At 74.2% G+C, this 20,893-nt stretch carries 14 protein-coding genes; 6 read left to right on the top strand and 8 right to left on the bottom strand.

Going from position 1 to position 20,893, the window contains the following annotated elements; all coding sequences use genetic code 11:
* Window positions 1-3 precede the first annotated feature (3 nt).
* Window positions 4-1,251: a spermidine/putrescine ABC transporter substrate-binding protein gene (locus AB0L29_RS09335; protein WP_365825000.1), complete on the bottom strand. Its 1,248-nt coding sequence runs from the start codon at window positions 1,249-1,251 to the stop codon at window positions 4-6.
* A 70-nt stretch (window positions 1,252-1,321) separates the two neighbouring features.
* Entirely contained in the window at window positions 1,322-2,857 is a 1,536-nt protein-coding gene (locus AB0L29_RS09330) for a gamma-aminobutyraldehyde dehydrogenase (RefSeq protein WP_365824998.1), read from the bottom strand.
* 201 nt (window positions 2,858-3,058) lie between these two features.
* On the opposite strand from AB0L29_RS09330, the gene AB0L29_RS09325 reads away from it, so the two are divergent.
* Window positions 3,059-3,628, top strand: coding sequence for an NADAR family protein (locus AB0L29_RS09325; protein ID WP_365824996.1), 570 nt, complete (start codon window positions 3,059-3,061; stop codon window positions 3,626-3,628).
* A gap of 95 nt (window positions 3,629-3,723) precedes the next feature.
* Here the strand turns inward: AB0L29_RS09325 and AB0L29_RS09320 are convergent, their stop codons facing one another.
* Complete coding sequence (locus AB0L29_RS09320) at window positions 3,724-4,305, bottom strand: DUF4190 domain-containing protein (protein WP_365824994.1); 582 nt, start codon at window positions 4,303-4,305, stop codon at window positions 3,724-3,726.
* A gap of 431 nt (window positions 4,306-4,736) precedes the next feature.
* Between AB0L29_RS09320 and AB0L29_RS09315 the strand changes: the two genes are divergently transcribed.
* Entirely contained in the window at window positions 4,737-5,858 is a 1,122-nt protein-coding gene (locus tag AB0L29_RS09315; protein ID WP_365825163.1) for an adenosine deaminase, read from the top strand.
* Window positions 5,859-5,868: 10 nt separating this feature from the next.
* Entirely contained in the window at window positions 5,869-6,585 is a 717-nt protein-coding gene (locus tag AB0L29_RS09310) for a glycerophosphodiester phosphodiesterase (protein WP_365824992.1), read from the top strand.
* Between the two features lie 390 nt (window positions 6,586-6,975).
* On the opposite strand, the gene AB0L29_RS09305 is transcribed toward AB0L29_RS09310, so the two are convergent.
* Window positions 6,976-12,822, bottom strand: coding sequence for a TIR domain-containing protein (locus tag AB0L29_RS09305; protein WP_365824990.1), 5,847 nt, complete (start codon window positions 12,820-12,822; stop codon window positions 6,976-6,978).
* Window positions 12,823-12,958: 136 nt separating this feature from the next.
* Between AB0L29_RS09305 and AB0L29_RS09300 the strand changes: the two genes are divergently transcribed.
* The gene (locus tag AB0L29_RS09300) at window positions 12,959-14,356 is read left to right on the top strand and encodes an SLC13 family permease (RefSeq protein ID WP_365824988.1); all 1,398 of its coding nucleotides are present in this window, start codon (window positions 12,959-12,961) and stop codon (window positions 14,354-14,356) included.
* A 35-nt stretch (window positions 14,357-14,391) separates the two neighbouring features.
* On the opposite strand, the gene AB0L29_RS09295 is transcribed toward AB0L29_RS09300, so the two are convergent.
* The 4 genes from AB0L29_RS09295 to AB0L29_RS09280 form a co-directional block, all read right to left on the bottom strand.
* On the bottom strand, window positions 14,392-15,261 hold the full coding sequence (locus tag AB0L29_RS09295; protein ID WP_365824986.1) for an inositol monophosphatase: 870 nt from the start codon (window positions 15,259-15,261) through the stop codon (window positions 14,392-14,394).
* Window positions 15,233-15,940: a hypothetical protein gene (locus AB0L29_RS09290; protein WP_365824984.1), complete on the bottom strand. Its 708-nt coding sequence runs from the start codon at window positions 15,938-15,940 to the stop codon at window positions 15,233-15,235. The genes AB0L29_RS09295 and AB0L29_RS09290 overlap by 29 nt, the downstream gene beginning before the upstream one ends.
* A 54-nt stretch (window positions 15,941-15,994) precedes the next feature.
* Window positions 15,995-16,960: a hypothetical protein gene (locus AB0L29_RS09285; protein WP_365824982.1), complete on the bottom strand. Its 966-nt coding sequence runs from the start codon at window positions 16,958-16,960 to the stop codon at window positions 15,995-15,997.
* A gap of 221 nt (window positions 16,961-17,181) precedes the next feature.
* Entirely contained in the window at window positions 17,182-18,621 is a 1,440-nt protein-coding gene (locus AB0L29_RS09280; RefSeq protein WP_365824980.1) for a gamma-aminobutyraldehyde dehydrogenase, read from the bottom strand.
* A gap of 182 nt (window positions 18,622-18,803) precedes the next feature.
* Here AB0L29_RS09280 and AB0L29_RS09275 point away from each other — a divergent pair, with 182 nt between their 5' ends.
* Together AB0L29_RS09275 and AB0L29_RS09270 are read left to right on the top strand one after the other, a co-directional pair.
* Window positions 18,804-19,322, top strand: coding sequence for an Lrp/AsnC family transcriptional regulator (locus AB0L29_RS09275; protein ID WP_365824978.1), 519 nt, complete (start codon window positions 18,804-18,806; stop codon window positions 19,320-19,322).
* 2 nt (window positions 19,323-19,324) lie between these two features.
* Complete coding sequence (locus AB0L29_RS09270; RefSeq protein ID WP_365824976.1) at window positions 19,325-20,698, top strand: aspartate aminotransferase family protein; 1,374 nt, start codon at window positions 19,325-19,327, stop codon at window positions 20,696-20,698.
* Window positions 20,699-20,893 lie beyond the last annotated feature (195 nt).

Below are 20,893 nucleotides of genomic sequence, written 5' to 3'. Positions count from 1 at the left end.
TCGTCACGCCCCGGTGAGCTTCGCGAACTTCTCTTCATAGGCCGTCTCTTCCTTCGAGCTCAGGGAGCGGAAGGCACGGGACTTGGCCTGCATGGCCCGGTCGGGGAGGATCAGCGGGTTGTCCGCCGCCTCCTCGTCGATCTTCGCCAGTTCCTCCTTCACGCCGTCGACGGGACAGACGTAGTTGATGTAGGCGGCGAGCTCGGCGGCGGCCCTCGGCTCGAAGTAGTAGTCGATGAGCCGCTCGGCGTTCGTCTTGTGACGGGCCTTGTTGGGGATCAGCAGGTTGTCGCTGGACGTCAGGTAGCCGCTGTCCGGGACGAGGAAGTCCACGTCGGGGCTGTCCGCCTTGAGCTGGACGACGTCGCCGGCCCAGGCCAGGCAGGCCGCGAAGTCGCCCTTGGTGAGGTCGGAGGTGTAGTCGTTGCCGGTGAAGCGGCGGATCTGGCCCTTGTCGACGGCCCTTTGCAGCCGGGCGATCGCCGCGTCGTAGTCGTCGTCGGTGAAGTCCGCCGGGTCCTTGCCCATGTCGAGCAGGGTCATGCCGACCGTGTCGCGCATCTCGGTCAGGAAGCCGACGCGTCCCTTCAGCCTGGGGTTGTCGAGCAGGTCGGAGACCGATGTCACCTCGACGCCGTCCAGGGCCTTCTTGTTGTAGGCGATGACGGTGGAGATGCCCTGCCAGGGGTAGGAGTAGGCGCGGCCCGGGTCCCAGTCGGGGTTGCGGAACTGCGGCGACAGGTTGGTGAAGGCGTGCGGCAGGTTCGAGGGGTCCAGTTTCTGCACCCAGCCCAGCCGGATGAGCCGTCCGGCCAGCCAGTCGGTGAGGACGATCAGGTCGCGGCCGGTGTCCTGGCCCGCGGCGAGCTGCGGCTTGATCTTGCCGAAGAACTCGTTGTTGTCGTTGATGTCCTCGGTGTACCTGACCTCGATGCCGGTCCGCTCGGTGAACGCCTCCAGCGTCGGGTGGTGCTTGCCGCTGTCGTCGACGTCCATGTACTCGGTCCAGTTGGAGAAGCTGACGGTCTTCTCCTTCGCCGAGTGGTCCTCGCTCGTCGTGCCGCCCTGCGTCCTGCCCGCCGGGGGGATGCCGCAGGCGCTCAGCGTCCCGAGCCCGCCGGCCGCGAGCGCGCCGCCGGCGGAGGCGCGCAGCAGGGAACGGCGGGTGAGGGCGGCCCGGCCGTTGCGGAAACTGCGCCGCATGGCGGCCACCTGGGCCGGTGACAGGCGGTCGGGCTCGTACTGCTCCATGCTCGTGGTGCCCTTTCGGGAGGTTTCGGAGGTGGTCGGCCGCGGGTCGGGCGACCGTGCTCCTGTCTGACTATCGGTCCCCGAAGATCGTGCGGTGCCAGTCCTTCGCGGCGACCGCCGTATTGTCGAACATGACGTGCTTGACCTGCGTGTACTCCTCGAAGGAGTAGGAGGACATGTCCTTGCCGAAGCCGGACGCCCGGTAGCCGCCGTGCGGCATCTCGCTGATGATCGGGATGTGGTCGTTGATCCACACGCACCCGGCCCGGATCTCACGGGTGGCGCGGTTCGCCCGGTAGACGTCCCGGCTCCAGGCGGAGGCGGCCAGGCCGTAGGGCGTGTCGTTGGCCAGCGCGATCCCCTCGTCGTCGGTGCCGAAGGGCAGCACGGCCAGGACCGGCCCGAAGATCTCGCACTGCACGACCTCGCTGTCCTGGGGCGCGCCGGCGATGAGGGTGGGCCGGTAGTAGGCGCCCTTGGCGAGCTCTCCCCCCGGCGCCTCGCCGCCGGTCACCACGCGCGCGTACGCACGCGCCCGGTCGACGAAGCCGGCCACCCGGTCGCGCTGGGCGTGCGAGACCAGCGGGCCGAGGTCGGTGCCCGGCGCGAAGGGGTCGCCGAGCCGGACGGTCTCCATGAGCGCGGCCGTCCGCTCGACGAACGCCTCGTACAGCGGCCGCTGCACGTAGGCGCGCGTGGCCGCCGTGCAGTCCTGGCCGGTGTTGACGAGCGCGCCCGCGACCGCGCCGTGCACGGCCGCCTCCAGGTCGGCGTCGTCGAAGACCACGAAGGGTGCCTTGCCGCCGAGCTCCAGGTGGAGGCGCTTGACGGTGGCGGTGGCGATCGCGGCGACGCGCCTGCCGACGGCGGTGGAGCCGGTGAAGGACGTCATGGCCACGTCGGGGTGGCCGACGAGGTGCTCGCCGGCCTCCTTCCCGGTGCCGGTGACGATGTTGACCACCCCGTCCGGTATCCCGGCGTCGGTGGCGGCCCGGGCGAAGAGGAGGGAGGTCAGCGGTGTGAGCTCGGCGGGCTTGAGCACGACGGTGTTGCCCGCGGCGATCGCCGGGAGGATCTTCCAGGCCGCCATCTGCAAGGGGTAGTTCCAGGGCGCGACGGAGCCGACGACGCCGATCGGCTCGCGGCGCACGTACGACGTGTGGTCGCCGGAGTACTCGCCGGCGGACTGCCCCTGCAGGTGCCGGGCGGCGCCCGCGAAGAAGGCGGTGTTGTCGACGGTCCCGGGGACGTCGAACTCCCGGGTCAGCTTCAGCGGCTTGCCGCACTGGAAGGACTCGGCGCGCGCGAAGTCCTCGGCGCGCTCGGCCAGCACGGCGGCGAAGCGGTGCAGGGCGTCGGACCGCTCGCCGGGGGTGGCCGCCGCCCAGCCGGGGAAGGCCTCGCGCGCGGCGGCGACCGCCGCGTCGACGTCGGCGGTGCCGGCCAGCTCATACGTGTAGACGTCCTCGCCGGTCGCCGGGTCGACGACCGTGTGCGTCCGGCCGGAGGTGCCCTTCGTCGAACGGCCCGCGATGTACTGCGCGCCCTCCGCGAGGCGGTCCTGGGCCGGAAATCGTTCCGGGGTGGCGTTGCCCGGGTTGTGCATGTCGCTCTCCTCCGCGTCCCCGTGACGGGGGCCGGCGTAGCTCAAGCTCGATTTGAGTGCCGATCCTGACAGAGGAGGCGGACTCCAACAAGTGATTCCGTTGTTGCCTTTTGGTTACGCGACGGAATCTGTCGAGCAGGGGGGCGAGTGGGCTGCGAAAAGCGGGACGGAGTGTCAGGGGTACGTGCCAGACTCGCGCGCATGGCAGAGATCACGGGGGCGATCAGGTCGCGTGAGGCGCTGGTCGACGAGGTCCGCGCGGGGACCACAGTCAAGTATCTGCACTTCTGGGGGCACCGGCCGCGGCCGGACGGCCGGGTCGGGGCGAGCTGCCTCAGCCAGTGGTGGCCGTCGCCGTTCACGGTGGACGGCCTGACCTACGCGACCGCCGAGCACTGGATGATGGCCGAGAAGGCCCGGCTGTTCGGCGACGCGGAGGCCGAGCGGCGGGTGCTGGCGGCGGACCATCCCTCGTCGGCCAAGGAGGCCGGGCGGCTGGTGCGCGGCTTCGACGAGGCGGCGTGGGAGCGGGAGCGCTTCCGGATCGTCGTGGAGGGCAGCGTCCACAAGTTCGCCGCGCACGCGGACCTGCGGGCGTTCCTGCTCGGCACGGGCACGCGGGTGCTGGTCGAGGCGAGCCCGGTGGACCGCGTGTGGGGCATCGGCCTGGCCGCGCACGACGAGGCCGCGGCGGATCCGCGGCGGTGGCGGGGTTCGAACCTGCTGGGTTTCGCGCTGATGGAGGCGCGGGAGCGGTTGCGCGGGCGCTGAGGGGCGGAAGGCGCGCGTCGTGACGGTGATGGCCGGGGCGGCCGGGGCGGCCGGGTCCTTCCCCGTCCGCCGGGTCCCACCGGGGCCGCGGGCGTTCAGGAGGCGGTGAGGACCAGCACGCCGAAGCCGGCGGCCACGACCAGGCCCACGGCTCCGCAGATGATCCCGGCCAGGGCGTGGCCCGGGTTCGTGGCCTCGCCGCGCGCGGCCTTCTTCCGGCCGATCACGCCGAGGACCACGGCCAGGACGCCCAGCACGACGGCCAGCGGCCACAGGCAGAAGCCGGCGGCCGCGATGATGCCGAGCACGAGTGCGGCGGTGCCCGGCCCGTTGCTCGGCACCGGCGCGCCGGGCCAGCCGTAGGGGCCCTGCCCGCCGTGGCCCGGCCGGGCCGCCGGCGGGTGGCCGTAGCCGCCCGGGGGGCCGTAGGGCAGCCGGCCGGGTCCGTCGGGGGCGACGGGCGGCGGTGGGACCGGCTCGCCCCACGGGGCGGGCGGGGGCCCGGCCGGGGCGGCGAAGGGGTCGGCCGGGCCGTTCGCGGGGGCGGGCGGGGCGGACGGGCCGGCCCACGGCCGCGCCGGCGGCGGGGCGGCCGGCGGCCTGGAGGCCGGTGCCGGGGGCGGGGTGCCCGCGTCGCCCATCGCCGGCATCGAGGTGACCGTCTGCTGGTCGTGCACCGACGGCGGGGACGGCCAGGCCGGGAGCTCGCCCGACGCCAGGGTGTGCCCGGGGCCGTCGGCTCCGGCGCGGCCGGCCCGGGCGTCGTGCGCCGGCGGCGCCCACGGGCCGGGCCCGGCGGCGGGCCGGCCGGGGGCGGGGGAAACACCAGGAGCGCCGGAACCCTCGGAAGCACCGGAGACCCCAAAGGCACCAGAAGCGCCAGGAGCACCGGAGGTGCCCGGGACACCGGGGGCCCCGGAACCGCCCGCACCAGGAGCGTCGCCCCGCGCTCCGGTCGGCCGCTGCGCGCCGTCTCCCGGCGCGTCCGGCGTCTGCGCGTCGTCGGACATACGCGGGTCCCCCTCCGTCGAACGTTCCGTCATGCTACGGCCCTCCCCACGCCGGTGCGCCCCCGGCCTACGATGATCCCCGAGTCACCGATCAGCCGATCATCCGCGTCCCGCCGCGCCCCGGCCCAGGACGCCGTTCCCGGGGAGGAACCTTGACCGACCGTCCCACCACGCACGCCGCCGGAACCGCCCGCGACCTGCGCGCCTTCATCGCCGGACTGCCCAAGGCCGAACTGCACGTGCACCACGTCGGCTCCGCCTCCCCCCGCATCGTCGCCGAACTCGCCGCCCGCCACCCCGACTCCAGGGTCCCCACGGACCCCGAGGCGCTGGCCGACTACTTCACCTTCACCGACTTCGCCCACTTCGTCGAGGTGTACCTGTCCGTCGTCGACCTCATCCGCACCCCGGAGGACGTGCGGCTGCTGACGTACGAGGTGGCCCGCGACCTGGCCCGGCAGCAGGTGCGCTACGCCGAGCTGACCGTCACCCCGTTCTCCTCGACCCACCGCGGCATCGACGAGCGCGCCTTCATGGACGCCATCGAGGACGCCCGCAAGGCGGCCGAGGCCGAGTTCGGGACCGTCCTGCGCTGGTGCTTCGACATCCCCGGCGAGGCCGGTCTCGAGGCCGCCGAGGAGACCACCCGGCTGGCCACCGACGACCGGCTGCGGCCCGAGGGCCTGGTCTCCTTCGGGCTCGGCGGGCCCGAGATCGGCGTGCCGCGACCGCAGTTCAAGCCGTACTTCGACCGGGCGATCGACGCCGGCCTGCGCTCCGTGCCGCACGCCGGCGAGACGACGGGTCCGGAGACGGTGTGGGACGCCCTCACCCACCTGCGCGCCGAGCGCATCGGCCACGGCACCAGCTCCGCGCAGGACCCGAAGCTGCTGGCGCACCTCGCCGAGCACCGCATCCCGCTGGAGGTGTGCCCGACCTCCAACATCGCCACCCGCGCGGTCCGCACGCTCGAGGAGCACCCGATCGCGGAGTTCGTGCGGGCCGGGGTCCTGGTGACCGTCAACTCCGACGACCCGCCGATGTTCGGCACCGACCTGAACAACGAGTACGCGGTCGCCGCCCGCCTCCTCGGCCTCGACGAGCGGGGCCTGGCCGACCTCGCGAAGAACGCCGTCGAGGCGTCCTTCCTCGACGCGCCCGGCAAGGCGCGGCTGGCCGCCGAGATCGACGCCTACACCGCGTCCCGGCTCGCCTCCTGACCCGCCCGCCGTGAACGCCCCGCAGAACGTGACCGCCGTGGCCCACCGCGGCGACCCCTACCGCGTCCGCGAGAACACGGTCGCCTCGCTGCGTTCCGCGCTCGCCCGGGGCGCGGACGCCGTCGAGGTCGACGTGCGGCTCACCCGGGACGGCGTGCCGGTGCTGCTGCACGACGAGACGCTGAAGCGGCTGTGGGAGCACGACCGTCCGCTGTCGTCGCTGTCGTGGGAGGAGGTGCGCCGGCTGACCGGCGGCCGGGTGCCGGCCCTGGCGGAGGCGCTGGCCGCGACCGACGGCCACCGGGTGATGCTGGACCTGCCGGGTGCGCCCGACGTGCGGGCGGCCCGCCGGGTCGTGGACACCGTACGGGAGTGCGGGGCGCGGGACCGCGTGTACTACTGCGCGGGCGCCCCCGCCATGCTCGCCGTGCGCGCCGCCGACCCGGCCGCCGAGATCGCCCTGACCTGGACGACGCAGGCACCGCCCCGGCCCGTCCTGCTGGAGGCGGTCCGCCCGCGCTGGCTCAACTACCGCTTCGGCCTGGTGAGCCGGCCGCTGGCGGACCGCGTCCACGCCGGCGGCCACCTGCTGTCGGTCTGGACCCCGGACACCCGCCGCTCGATGCGCCGCCTGCTGGCCCTGGGCGTGGACTCGATCACCACCAACCGCATCGACACGCTGTGCGCCCTGCGGGACGCCGCCGCCGGCGGGACCCGCGCCGGCTAGGCCCCGGAAGTACGCGCGTGGGGGCGCGATCACCTGTGCGTCCGCCCCCTCGCCCATCCGCAGTCCGGTCGGCGGCGCGGCCGGCGTACCGCGCGACGGTCCTCGGACCACCGGTGCCGGACGGTCCGTGCCCTGCGACGTACAGCGGGACCACGCCGCACACCCCGAAGGACGTGTCGGCCGCCCTCCGCCGGAAGGGGATCACGCCGTGGCCGAGGGGGAAGGCCGCGGCGCCGCCGGTCACCGGGCCGACGGCGAAGAGGACCGGCCGTGCGCGGGCGCCCCTCGGCAGGGCGGCTCCGTCGCCCACGGCGGCGGCGCACGCCCGCGTTCGAACGCGCCCGAAAGCGGGGGGCCGGTCGCCGGACGGGCGCCGCCGCCCCCCCGTGTTCACTCCAGCGGCTCGTCCGCGGCCACCTGCCGCACCCCCGGCAGGTGGCCGTCGAGCTCGCCGGGTTCGAAGCGGCACATGCCGATCGCGTGCCAGAACTCGCCCGTGACGTCGCCCTCGTACTTGTAGCCGCCGGCCGGGGACAGCGCGGCCCAGCCGCCCGGCATCCCGATCAGGGTGGCGCGCAGCGTGGCCGGGGCGTCGGCGGGGACGTTCCACAGCCGTACCGTGCCGTCCTCGCCGCCGCTGGCCAGCAGGGAGCCGTCGGGGCTGAAGGCGACCGCCAGGACACGGCCGGTGTGGCCGGTCAGGGCGGCGGTCTCACGGCCGGTGTGCGGATCCCACAGGCGGATCGTGCGGTCGTCGCCGGCGGTCGCGAGCAGGGGGCGCAGCGGGTGCGCCGCGGCGGTCCACAGCCGGCCGGTGTGGCCGGTCAGCCGGTGCAGGGCCGCCCCGTCCCGCCAGATGACGGCCCGGCCGTCCCACGAGGCGCTGGCCAGCCAGGAGCCGTCCGACCCGAAGGCCACCGCGTACACCCGGTCGGTGTGCCCGTCGAGGACGGCGGTGACGCGCCGGGCGGCCACGTCCCAGATCCGCACCCTGCGGTCGTCGCAGCCGGTGGCCAGGACCGCGCCGTCGGCCCGGAAGGCGATCGAGCGGACCCGGCCGTAGTGCTCGGCGACGGTGGCGACGTGGGCCCCGGTGTCCCGGTACCACAGCCGTACGGTGTCGTCGTCGTTGGCGGTGGCCAGCAGTTCGCCGTCGGGGCTGAACGCCTCGGCCCACACGTGCTCGGTCTCGGCGTCCATCTCGCGCTGGTACTCGCCGGTGACGGCGTTCCACAGGTACATGTCGCCGTCGCTGCTCGCCGTGGCCAGCAGCGGGCCCACGGGGCTGAACACCGCCGAGACCAGGCGGTCGCTGCGGCCGGCCAGTTCCCGCAGCCGGCGCCCTGAGGCGGGGTCCCACAGGCGGACGACCCCGTCGTTGCCGCCGGCCGCCAGCATCGAGCCGTCGGCGCTGAACGACAGGGTGCCGATCCGCCGGCCGTGACCGCGCAGGATGCGCCGGCCCTGGCCGCCGGCCGGGTCCCACAGCCGTACGACACCGTCGTTGCCGCCGGTCACCAGCAGCGCGCCGGTGTCCGGGACGCCGCCGTCGCCGTGCGGGCGGAACTTGCACACCCACACCGAGCCGCGGTGCTCCGGGGGCTGCCGGTTCAGCGGCACGGCGACCGGATCGCCCTCCGGGGCCATGCGCCACAGCCGGACGACCCCCGAGCTGTCCCCGGCGGCGAGCAGCATCCCGTCGGGGTCGAACAGCACCTGGTACACGGCACCGCGGCAGCCGCCGAGCAGTCCGGCGGGGCTGCCTGCGGCCAGGTCCCACAGCCGCACCTCCCCCTCGGTGTCGCCGCTGACCAGGAACCGGCCGCCGGGGTGGAAGTCCAGGGTGTAGACGCGGCCGGCGTGACCGGTGAACGTGTGCAGCACCCGGCGGCCGGCGAGGTCCCACACCCGGACCGTGCCGGCCCGTCCGTCGCCCATGTCGCCGGTGGCCAGCAGCGTCCCGTCGGGACTGAACCGGGCCCGGAACACCGCGCCGCGGTGGCCCGGCAGGTCGTCCGGCCGCCGCCCGTCGGCGAGGTCCCACAGCCGTACGGCGGCGGAGGCGTCACCGGTGACGAGGACGGTGTCGTCCGGCGCGAAGGCCACCGTGTAGACGGGCGCCGCGTGACCGGGCAGCCGGTGCAGCGGGGTGCCGGAGGCCGTGTCCCACACGGTGACCACGCCGTCGGCGTCGCCGGTGGCCAGCAGCGTGCCGGCGGCGTTCAGGACGACCGGCCAGACCCCGGCCGGGTGGATCTCCAGCCGGTGCCGGCAGCGCCCGGAGACCGGGTCCCACAGCCGTACGGTGCCGTCGGCGCTGCCGGTGGCCAGGACCCGGTCGCGGAACTTGACCGCGTAGACCCGGCCGGTGTGGCCCTGCAGGGTGCGCAGAGGTGTGCCGGAGGCGGCGTCGCAGACCAGTACGCCGCCGTCCTCGCTGCCCACGGCGAGGAGTTCGCCGTCCGGGCTGTAGGAGATGGGCTCGGGGAGCCGACTGGTGCGCATGTCGTAGCCGTACGGCACCCCGACCGCGGAGGGCCGGAAACCGGAGTCGACCGCCATGCCCGGGGCGATCGCGGCCGTGGCCAGTTCGGGGGCGTCCGGCAGGCCGGGCCCGGTGGTGGCGCCGACGAGCGCCGCCCGCCGCCACGCGCTGCCCTCGACCCGGGCCCCGGTGAGGTCGGCGCGGATCAGCCGGGCCCGCCTGAAGTCGGCGCCGCGCAGGTCGGCGCCGGTCAGGTCGGCGCCGTCGAGCCGGGCGCCGGTCAGCCGGGCGTGGCGCAGCACGGCGCCGGAGAGGTTGGCGCCGACCAGGCGGGCGTCGGTGAGGTCGGCGCGGGTGAGGTCGACGCCGGAGAAGTCGCGGTAGGACAGGTCCTCCCCGGCCAGGGAGGCGCCGCGCAGGTCGGTGTGGGCGGGCACCCGCAGCCGGGTGAGGATCCTCACGGCGTTGGCGCGGGCGACCTCCTCGCCCCGCAGGACCGGCTCCGGGGCGTCGGCGGCGGTGTCGCCCAGCGCCCGCTCGGCCCACTCCTGGCAGAGCCGGTGGTCGGCGAGGTCGCAGAGGAACTCCACCGCGAGCTGGCTCAGCTGGCGTCTCGTCAGCAGCGCCGCGTCCCCCCGGGCCAGCCGCAGGGCGCACTCGCGGGCGATCAGCCACTCCACCACCGAGCCGTGGATGAACCGGAAGACGCCCTCCTCGCTGCGCACCAGCAGGCTGCCCGAGCCGATGGCGTGCGCGGTCTGCGGCACCGACAGCCGGCTGTCCGCGAGCCCGGTCAGGGTCTCGGCGATGTCGGTGAGCTCGTCGAGCCGCAGCGCGTCCTGGCCGCTCTCCCACAGCCGCAGGGCGAGCACGGTGACCGCGTTCCACAACTGGTCCAGGTCGAGTCCGGGGGCGCGGCCGGGGCCGCCGGCGCCGCGCTGCTCCTCGAAGCACAGCCAGGCGGTGAGCACCTCCTGGTAGAGCCCGGCGGGGCTGAGCGCCCGGCCGGCTCCGGCGACCGCGCGCAGCTGGTCGTCGTCGAGGTCGGCGACGAAGCCCAGCAGCCGGGGGTTGCGGCACAGGGCGAGCAGGTCGGGGATGGCGTCCAGCAGCCGCAGGCGGCGGTCGGCGGCGCGTTCGTCGCCGTCGTAGCGGTTGACCAGGTAGGCGCGGATCTGGCGGGGGGTGAACTCCTGGAGGGCCAGCACCCGGCGCTGCGGGAGCAGGCCGACGCGTTCGCCGAGGGCCGTCAGCACCTGGTCCTGGGAGCGGAAGTGCTGGGTGCGGCTGCTGACCACGATCTTGGCGCTGTCCACCGCGGAGTCCAGCAGCACCTGGAGGCGTTCGGCGGCGCGGTCGTAGCTGACCTGGTTGACCAGCTCGTCGAAGCCGTCGAAGAGCAGCACGATCCGGCCCTGGTGGAGCATGTACCGGAAGGCGCGCAGGTCGATGTTGTCGACGCCGTGGGCGGCCAGGTGGGCGGCGACCAGGCCTTCGAAGGAGTAGGCCCGGTCCAGGGCGTGCAGTTCCACCAGCAGCGGCACCAGGTGCGGCAGTTCGGCCGGGATGCGGCGGGCCAGCTCGTGCAGCGCGAAGGTCTTGCCGTGCCCGAAGTCGCCGAGCAGCAGCAGGAACCGGCCCTGGTCGGAGTCGAGGAGCCGGAGCATGTCGTCGACCAGGCCGTCGCGGTCCTCGGCGCCGAGGCGCTCCACCTCCCGGTACCGCTGCGGCAGGTACATGCCGGGCGGGTAGCGGGGGTCGGTGCGCAGCCGCTCGCTCTGCGCGGCGACGTACCCGCGCAGGTCGAGCAGGCCCTGGAACTCGGTGAAGCTGCGCACCCTCACGCCCCGGCGGCGGGCCTGGTCGCGCAGCTCGCGGGCGGGCGGCGGGCCGTCGTGGACGAGTTCGGCCTCGGTCTCGGCGTCCGCGGCGTGCACGAGGGCCACGAACCGCTCGACGTCCTGCGCGGTCGGGGTGCCGGTGTGCACGGCCACCCGCTGCTGCCGGACGAAGCCCGACTCGGTCCAGGTGACCAGCAGTTGCGGCACCGGGCCGGTCACCGGACGGATCTGGGCGCCCTCGTGGCGGGTGCGGCAGACCTCCGCGACCCGGTCGAGCAGGACCTCGGCCGGGGAGCGCACCGCGCGCGGCTCCGGCTCGGGTCCGGCCGCACCGTCCGGTCCCGTGCCGTCCGGCGGCGGGCCGTCCGCGGAGGGGGCCGGTCCGAACGCCCGGTGGGCGCGCCGCCACTCGGCCCGGCGCCGCCGCGGCTCGCCCGGGGCCTGCCAGGCCGTCAGGCCGTCGCGGCCGACGCGGAGCAGCTGGTGCCGGCCCGGTCCGGCGGCGCCCAGGAGCGGCACCTCACCGGACGCGGTGTCCAGGGCCGGCGGCGCGCCGGGGCCGGCCGGGCCGTGCAGCAGCAGATGGAGCCGGGGCGCGGTCAGCCGGGCCAGCACCTCGCCGTCGCGCAGCGGGCCGGCCGGGTCCGGCGCACCGCCGCGCGGCGCACCGGCCCGGCCCGCCCCGGGCGCGTGGCGCAGGGCGCCGATGCGCAGCCACCCCTCCTCCTCGTACGGGCGCAGCGCCTGGGCGAACCAGGCGGCCTGCTCGGGGCCGACCATGCCGTACTGGTCGTCGAGGCGGTGGCTGTGGGCCATCGAGGAGTTCAGGCCCGCCACCACGGTGTGCAGTTCGGGCACGGGGAAGAGGGTCCACGGCTGGTCGCTGTCGAAGACCGCGTCGAGGCCCTGGTAGAGCTCCTGGAAGAGCCGGGCGAAGTGCCGCCACTTCGGCCAGTACGGCGGCCGGGGCGGCATCTCGTCGGCCTCGCAGGTGCTGAAGTAGGCCCGGCAGGCGGCCTGGTTGACGTCCCGGCCGCCGGGGACGACGGCGACCCGGTGCGGTTCGAGGCCGAGCAGCGCCCGCAGCCCGGTGAGGAAGGCCAGGGCCTGTTCGAACTCCCGGGGGCCGCCGGAGGCGGTCAGGTCGCCGGTGACCACCAGCAGGTCGGGGGCGGGCGCCCCGGCGTCGGTGAGTTCGAGCAGGTCGCCCCAGAGCGCGGCCTGCGCGTCGGCGGGGTCCTGGCCGCGGCCGAAGGCGGGCCCGGCCAGGTGGAGCACGGTGACCGCCTCGCGCGTCCGGGCGTCCGGGGAGACGCGCGGGTAGACCGGCGCCGTGGCGGGCCTGCGACGCCCGGCCCAGCCGGGGCGGCCGAGGGGTCTCGGGGAGGGCGGCGTGGCCGGCACCGCCGGGGCCGGGTGCCCCGGGTGGCCGTCCCCGCCCGGGTAGTCGGGGCGCAGGCTGGGCCGGGCGCGGCCGTCCAGGGCTTGGCGGACCCGGGTGAGGAGCAGGTCGCGGGCGGCCCCCGGGTCGGTGACCGGCACGAGGTCGACGTAGGTGATGGTGGCCAGCAGGCCTTCGACGGGGATGTCCTCGACGCGTACGGTGAGCAGCCGGCGCTCCGGGGCGTCGGGGTCGGCGCGCAGGGCGGCCTGCCACTCCATCCGGCCGTACCGGGAGCGCTCGTAGTTGCGGGACAGGACGGCGATGACGGCGGCGGACTCGCTGACCCCGCGGTCCATGAAGTCCACGAAGTTGGTGCCCGGCACGAAGTCCCAGGCCTGCAGGACCGTGCGGTACCCGGCCTCCTCCAGGGTCCAGGCGATCCACGACGCCCAGCGTTCGTCCGCCGGCGAGTAACTGACGAAGAAGTCCAATGGCCCGGTCTCCCCCGGGACCTGACGAGCCACCATCCCTCCATGATGCCGTGGAAGCCGCCCGATACGGGCTGTTTTCCGGTCACCCCTGTGGCGTGAACCGGCTGCCGGAAACGGCCGTCGCCGGTCGTGCCCGGTCCCGGTGGGGCACGGATGTGCGACCCTTCCATCCGTGCGTCTCTTTCTGCGTCTGCATGTGCTGGACCGGGTGGCGATCGGCCTGTCGGCGACCGGGCTGCTGTGCCTGGCCTCGGGGCTGCTGCCCACGGAGCCGGCGGCCGACGCGATGACCCGGATCGCCCCGCTGCTGGCCTTCCTGGGCACGGTGATCGTGCTGGCCGAACTGACCAGCAGGGCCGAGGTGTTCGACGTGGTGGCGGCCCGTGTGGCACGGGCCGGGCGGGGCAGCTATCCGGCCCTGTTCCTGCTGTGCGTGGCCTTCGCCTCCGTCACCACGATCGCCCTGAACCTGGACACCACCGCCGTCCTGCTGACCCCGGTGATGCTGGCGCTCGCCTCCCGCGTCGGCATCGCGGCCGTGCCGCTGGCGATGACCACCGTGTGGCTGGCCAACACGGCGAGCCTGCTGCTGCCGGTGTCCAACCTGACGAACCTGCTGGCCGCGGGCCGGGTCGCGCTGTCCCCCCTGGGACTGGCCGGGCGCATGTGGGCACCGCAGCTCGCCGCCGTCGCGGTGACCATGGCCTGCCTGTGGGCGTTCTACTGGCGGCGCGGGAAGCGGGCGGGGGACGCCGGGGCGGGGGACACGGAAGCGGGGGACGCGGAAGCGGACGGTTCGGGCCGGTCCGGTCCCGCCGGCACGGACGGGTCCGGCCGTACCGGCGCCGGCGCCCCGGGCCGTGCCCGCGTCCCCGTCGGCGGGCCCGGGGCGGCCCGCGCCGAGGACGTGCGGGCGGGGGACGCCGGGGCGCGGGCCCGCCGGGACGGGAACGCCGGCCGCTACCGGCCGCCCGGGGTGCACCGGCCCGTCGATCCGGTGCTCTTCCGGGCCTGCGGGTTCGCCTGCGGCGGCTTCCTGCTCGCGATCCTGGTCGCCGACGTGGAGCTGTGGATGGCGTCCGCGGCCGCCGCGGCCGTCGCCGTGGCGGCCTTCGCGGTGCGCCGCCGCGAGGAGCTGCGGCCGTCCCTGGTCCCGTGGCGGCTGCTGGTGATGGTGCCCGGGATGTTCCTGGTCGTGGAGACGGTCAACGCCCACGGCCTGCACGACGTCCTGGCCGGCGCGGTCGGCTCCGACGGCGGTGTCTGGGGCCTGGTCCGGGCGGCGGCGGTCGGCGGGGGCCTGTCGAACGTCCTGAACAACCTGCCCGTCTACCTGGCCGGCGAGGCGGCCGTCCCGGCCGGCAACCACGACCAGCTGCTCGCGCTGCTCATCGGCACCAACGTGGGACCGGTGGTGACGCCGTGGGCCTCGCTGGCGACCCTGCTGTGGTACGAGCGGTGCCACGCGTACGGGGTGCGGGTGCCGGTGGGGCGGCTGATGGGGACGGGCGCGGTGCTGGCCCTGGCCGCCGTGGCGGCGTCGGTGGCGGCGCTGGCGCTGACCCGGTAGCCGCCCGGCCGCCCGCTCCCGCGGGTGGGCGGACCCTACGGCCGAACCGGCGCGGCGGCGGTCTCCGCCACCAGGTCCAGCAGGTACGGCAGGATCTCCGGCCGCCCCGCGACGAAGGAGCGCTCGGTGTCGGGCCCGGTGAAACCGCCGCCGAACTCACGGCCGTCCAGGTGCCGCACGGCCGCCCCGGCCTCGCGGGCCAGCAGCGCCCCGGCCGGCAGGTCGATGGCCTCGGCGCGGTAGCCGACGAAGCCGTCGATGTCCCCGCGGGCCAGCATGGCCCAGGCCAGCAGCGGCGCCCACAGCTGGAGCAGCCGCCGGGAGCGGATCTCCAGGGTGTGCCTGAGCGCGCGGGCCGCGGGGTCGTCGCGGCGCACTGCGTGTCCCTGGGTCCAGGCCAGCAGCGGTCCCGCCGGTGGGAGCGGACGGCCGGCGGCGGCCCCGGTGAGCCGTCCGCCCGGCCCGTGCGCGCCGCCGCCGAGCAGCGCCGACCAGGTGCGGTCGGTCACCGGGTCGTGCACCACGCCGACCACGGGCGCGTCGTCGACGCACAGGGCGACACCCACCCCGTAGATGGGCAGTCCGATCACGACGTTGTTGCTGCCGTCGAGCGGGTCCACCAGCCAGGTGCGGCCGCCGCCGTCGCCGGGGTGTTCCCCGGACTCCTCGGCGAGGATCCGGTCGTGCGGGAAGCGCTCCCGGATCCGGGTCACCACGAGGTGTTCGGCCGTCAGGTCCAGGTCGGTGACGACGTCGCCGAGTCCGCCCTTGGGCCGGACGGCGAAGCCGTCCGGGATGCGGGAGCGCAGCAGCGCCCCGGCCTCCTCGGCGGCGGCCACCGCCGTGCGGTGCTCGCGGGCGAAGCCGTCCGACGGGTCAGGCAGGTGGTTCGGGTTCGGGCTCATGGATCCTCCTGAGGGCGGCCCGCGCGATCCGGGCGGTCCGGGCCGGGTCGCACGTCCTGCGCACGACCCGGCGGCCCGGGGCCTGCAGCGGCCCCAGCGAGAGGTCTGCCCGGCCGGGCAGGGTCCGTCCCAGCACGAGGGTGGCCGTCGGGCGGCCGCCGGGCACCACGGTGGTGTGGAACTCGCCCGCCGGCAGGGCGTACGTCTGGCCCCGGGCGCTCGTCTGCTCGGCGCCCGGCCGGCAGCGCACCAGCCGTTCGGTGGGCCGCAGTTCGTCCACGCCCGACGGGTCGCTGTGCACCTCGAAGACGCGGTGGGTGGGTTCGTCGCGCTCCTCGTGGACCCGCATGCGCCGGTTGTCCAGCCGCCCGTAGAGCACCGTGCTGGTCAGCTCCCAGCTGTGCGCATGCACCTGGGACGCGTCCGGTGAGGGATCCGGCGTGCCGGGCGGCCCGGCGTCCGCCGGTCCCCCGGCCTCCCCGAGTCCCCCGAACACATGGACGCAGACTCCCCGCGCGCCGTCGCGCAGGAGCGGCAGGCAGACGAATCCCAGTGGATGGCGCACCGCGCGCAGGGCGCGGCGGCCCGAGACGACGTGCTCCAGCTCGGATGCGGCGTGGCGCATCAGCTCGGCGGCGGCTCCCCGCCGGGCGGCCCGTTCCAGGGCCGGGTAGTCCATCGCTCCCCCTCGGCTGACGGTGCGCCGCTCACCCGCGGCGGGAACCCTCCGCGCTCACCTGCGGTAGGGATCCTCCGCGCGCAGCGCCTTGTCGATGATGTCGCCGACATCGCGGTCGGTGAAACTCGCCGGCAGCGGCAGGCCGAGCCGGTCGAGCAGACGTCTGACCTCGTCCACGGTCGGCTCGTCGCTCAGCGGGGTGGCCTCCCGCAGAACGAGTCTGACGGCCTGTTCCCGGCTCTGGTGCAGCTCGGTCACGTAGTAGTCGTACAGCGGACGGCCCCGCTCCACGTACAGGGCCACCCGGCGGGGATCGTCCTGGGTGATGATCAGGCAGCTGTCGGACAGGTCGAAGCGCAGGGCCGGTGCCACGGAGGACAGGTGCACGTCGATCTCCAGGGTGTCCAGCCGCTGCCGGTGCCAGACGGCGGCCACCACGGTGGCGTACGACTCCTTGCGGGTGCGCTCGGTGGTCCACTCCGGGAACCCGCCGCCCCCGGGGCGGTCGCCGAAGGTGCGCCGGAAGCGCGCGTAGGCCTCGCAGACCCGCTCGTCGGCCGGGTTGATGATGTCGATCTTCATGCTGAGGGAGCGGCGCTGCCGCTGCGCCTCCAGGACGCACTCGGGCAGGGTGACGGCGCGCAGGTAGGTGCCGGTGCCGCCCTTGAACACCCAGCGGGCGGTGGTCCGTCGCGCCTGCTCGTGCGCGAGGCCCACCTCCGCGCCGGACAGCGTGCGCACCATGGCCAGGTCCTCGATCGCCCGGCTCGTCCCCTCGGTCGCGGAGCGGATGTCGGCCATCCGCCGCCGGCGCTCGGTCAGCGATCCGTAGACCAGCGCGGCCAGGACCAGCAGGGTGGCACCGGAGACGATGTTCGGCTTGAAGTCCTCGTCGAAGACGTCCAGGAGGCCGATGACCAGGGCGACGGCGATGGCGACGACGCCGTCCGCGTTCCTGACCGCCCACGCGAGCCGGTCCTCCAGCCGACGCCCCGGCGGCTGCGGTGTGCTGCGCGTCACGTCCCCCCCTCCCCGACGGCGGCCTCCATGGTAGGAGCGACGGCGCTCCGGCAGCCATGCGTCAACCGGCCTTCGCGGAAAGGAATCACGGGCCGGACGCACGCCGCCCCCGCACCCACCGGTGGGTGCGGGGGCGGTGACGGGCCGTCGGGGCCCGCGCTCGGCCCGGACGGCTCACGGGCGAACGGCGCCCGGGGCGTCCGGCTCCGCGTGCGGCGCGCTCACCCGTCCAGCGACGTCATGACGTGCTTGATCCGCGTGTAGTCCTCGAAGCCGTAGCCGGACAGGTCCTTGCCGTAGCCGGACTTCTTGAAGCCGCCGTGGGGCATCTCGGCGACCAGCGGGATGTGGGTGTTGATCCACACGCAGCCGAAGTCGAGCTTCTTGGACATCCGCATGGCGCGGGAGTGGTCCTTGGTCCACACCGAGGAGGCGAGGGCGTACTCGACGCCGTTGGCCCACTCCACCGCCTGGTCCTCGTCCGAGAAGGACTGCACGGTGATGACCGGGCCGAAGACCTCCTGCTGGATGATCTCGTCGTCCTGCCTGACACCGGAGACGACGGTCGGCGCGTAGAAGTAGCCCCGGTCGCCGACGCGCTTGCCGCCGGCCTCCACGCGCGCGTGCGCGGGCAGCCGCTCGATGAAGCCCTCGACCTGCTTGAGCTGGTTGGGGTTGTTCAGCGGGCCGAAGAGCACGTCCTCGTCGTCGGGCATGCCGGTCTTGGTGTCGGCCGCGGCCTTGGCCAGGGCGGAGACGAACTCGTCGTGGATGGCCTCGTGGACGAGGACGCGGCAGGCGGCCGTGCAGTCCTGGCCGGCGTTGAAGAAGCCGGCGACCGAGATGTCCTCGACGGCCTTGGCGATGTCGGTGTCCTCGAAGACGACGACCGGCGCCTTGCCGCCCAGCTCCAGGTGGACGCGCTTGACGTCCTTGGAGGCGGCCTCGGCGACCTGGATGCCGGCGCGCACGGAGCCGGTGATGGAGGCCATCGCCGGGACGGGGTGCTCGACCATCATGCGACCGGTCTCGCGGTCGCCGCAGATGACGTTGAAGACGCCCTTGGGCAGGATCGAGCCGAGGATCTCGGCGATCAGGACGGTGGAGGCCGGGGTGGTGTCCGACGGCTTCAGCACGACCGTGTTGCCCGCGGCGATCGCCGGGGCGAACTTCCACACGGCCATCATCATCGGGTAGTTCCACGGCGCGACCTGGGCGCAGACGCCGACCGGCTCGCGGCGGACGATGGAGGTCATCCCCTCCATGTACTCACCGGCCGAACGGCCCTCCAGCATCCGCGCCGCGCCCGCGAAGAAGCGGATCTGGTCGATCATCGGCGGGATCTCCTCGGAGCGGGTCAGCCCGACGGGCTTGCCCGTGTTCTCCACCTCGGCCGCGATGAGCTCCTCGGCGCGCTCCTCGAACGCGTCGGCGATCTTCAGCAGGGCCTTCTGCCGCTCGGCGGGGGTGGTGTCGCGCCAGCCGGGGAAGGCCTCGGCGGCGGCCGCCATGGCGGCGTCCACGTCCGCCTGCCCGGACAGCGGAGCGGTCGCGTACGCCTCGCCGGTCGCGGGGTTGACCACCTCGGTGGTCCGTCCGTCGGCGGCGTCACGGAACTCACCGCCGATGTAGTTGCGCAGACGACGCAGCTCGGTGCTCACTGCAGGCCCTCCTGGTGTTCCTGGTGGGGTGTCCAAGGTGTCCAACCTCTGAGACACCCACCCTAATCGGTGCCCCGACGTTTTCAACACCCCCGGACCGGCCGCTTCTGCGAAATCCGCAAGCTGTGATGCCGTAAACAACGGATTTCATTGATCAAGGCTTGCGAAACTGTCGAGACCTCGTGCACAGTGACCTCGTGGCCAGTCGAAGCGCAGACCAGAAGGGCTCCCGCGAGTCCAGGAACGGCAGCTCCCCCCAGCTGGACGCCGTCTCCCTCGCCATCATCGAGCAGCTCCAGGAGGACGGCCGCCGGCCGTACGCCGCCATCGGCAAGGCCGTCGGCCTGTCCGAGGCCGCCGTGCGCCAGCGCGTCCAGAAGCTGCTCGACCAGGGCGTCATGCAGATCGTCGCCGTCACGGACCCGCTCACGGTGGGCTTCCGCCGGCAGGCGATGGTCGGCGTCAACGTCGAGGGCGACGTGGAGTCCGTCGCCGACGCGCTGGCCGCCATGTCCGAGTGCGAGTACGTGGTGATGACCGCAGGCTCCTTCGACCTGATGGTGGAGATCGTCTGCGAGGACGACGACCACCTCCTGGACGTCATCAGCAAACGCATCCGGGCCGTCCCCGGAGTGCGCTCCACCGAGAGCTTCGTCTACCTCAAGCTCAAGAAGCAGACCTACATGTGGGGAACCCGATAACCGTGAGCACCGACAGCCCGAAGGACCTCAGCCGGACCGCGTACGACCACCTGTGGATGCACTTCACCCGCATGTCCTCGTACGAGAGCTCCCCCGTCCCCACCATCGTCCGGGGCGAGGGCACCCACATCTACGACGACAGGGGCAAGCGCTACCTCGACGGTCTGGCCGGTCTGTTCGTGGTGCAGGCCGGGCACGGCCGGACCGAGCTCGCCGAGACCGCCTTCAAGCAGGCGCAGGAGCTGGCGTTCTTCCCGGTCTGGTCCTACGCCCACCCCAAGGCCGTCGAGCTGGCCGAGCGCCTGGCCCACCACGCGCCGGGCGACCTGAACAAGGTCTTCTTCACCACCGGCGGCGGCGAGGCCGTCGAGACCGCCTGGAAGCTCGCCAAGCAGTACTTCAAGCTGGTCGGCAAGCCCACCAAGCACAAGGTCATATCCCGCGCGGTCGCCTACCACGGCACCCCGCAGGGCGCCCTGTCCATCACCGGCCTGCCCGCCCTGAAGGCCCCCTTCGAGCCGCTCGTGCCGGGCGCGCACAAGGTCCCCAACACCAACATCTACCGCGCCCCGGTCCACGGCGACGACCCGGAGGCCTTCGGCCGCTGGGCCGCCGACCAGATCGAGCAGCAGATCCTCTTCGAGGGCCCGGACACGGTCGCCGCGGTCTTCCTGGAGCCGGTGCAGAACGCGGGCGGCTGCTTCCCGCCCCCGCCCGGCTACTTCCAGCGCGTGCGCGAGATCTGCGACCGGCACGACGTGCTGCTCGTCTCCGACGAGGTCATCTGCGCCTTCGGCCGCCTGGGCACCATGTTCGGCTGCGACAAGTTCGGCTACGTCCCGGACATGATCACCTGTGCCAAGGGCATGACCTCGGGCTACTCCCCCATCGGCGCGTGCGTCGTCTCCGACCGCATCGCCGAGCCCTTCTACCAGGGCGACAACACCTTCCTGCACGGCTACACCTTCGGCGGCCACCCGGTCTCCGCCGCGGTGGGCCTGGCCAACCTCGACCTGTTCGAGCGCGAGGGCCTCAACCGGCACGTCCTCGACAACGAGGGCGCCTTCCGCGCCACCCTGGAGAAGTTGCACGACCTGCCGATCGTCGGCGACGTCCGCGGCAACGGCTTCTTCTACGGCATCGAGCTGGTCAAGGACAAGGACACCAAGGAGTCCTTCGACGCGGACGAGACCGAGCGCGTCCTGTACGGCTTCCTGTCCAAGAAGCTGTTCGAGAACGGCCTGTACTGCCGCGCCGACGACCGCGGCGACCCGGTCGTCCAGCTCGCCCCGCCGCTGATCTCCGACCAGGGGACGTTCGACGAGATCGAGCAGATCCTGCGCGCCACGCTGTCGGAGGCGTGGACGAAGCTGTGAGCCGCACACGGCTGTGATCTTCCGTAGGAATGATCATCCACGGCCCCGGTGCCGCCCGTTCGAGTGAGAAACGGGCGCCCGGGGCCGCGTGCTGTCCGGCCTCCCGCCCCTGCCTGCCTAGCGTGCCAGTGACCGATCGGTCCTGCCTTCGTTCCCCCGCACGGGGGACTGCGCGGAGTCCAAACGGCATTCCGC

This window comes from Streptomyces sp. NPDC052701, from assembly GCF_040678355.1.
Lineage (GTDB): Bacteria > Actinomycetota > Actinomycetes > Streptomycetales > Streptomycetaceae > Streptomyces.
Note: the sequence above shows the minus strand (reverse complement) of the source record. Positions and strands in the feature narration are given on the sequence as shown.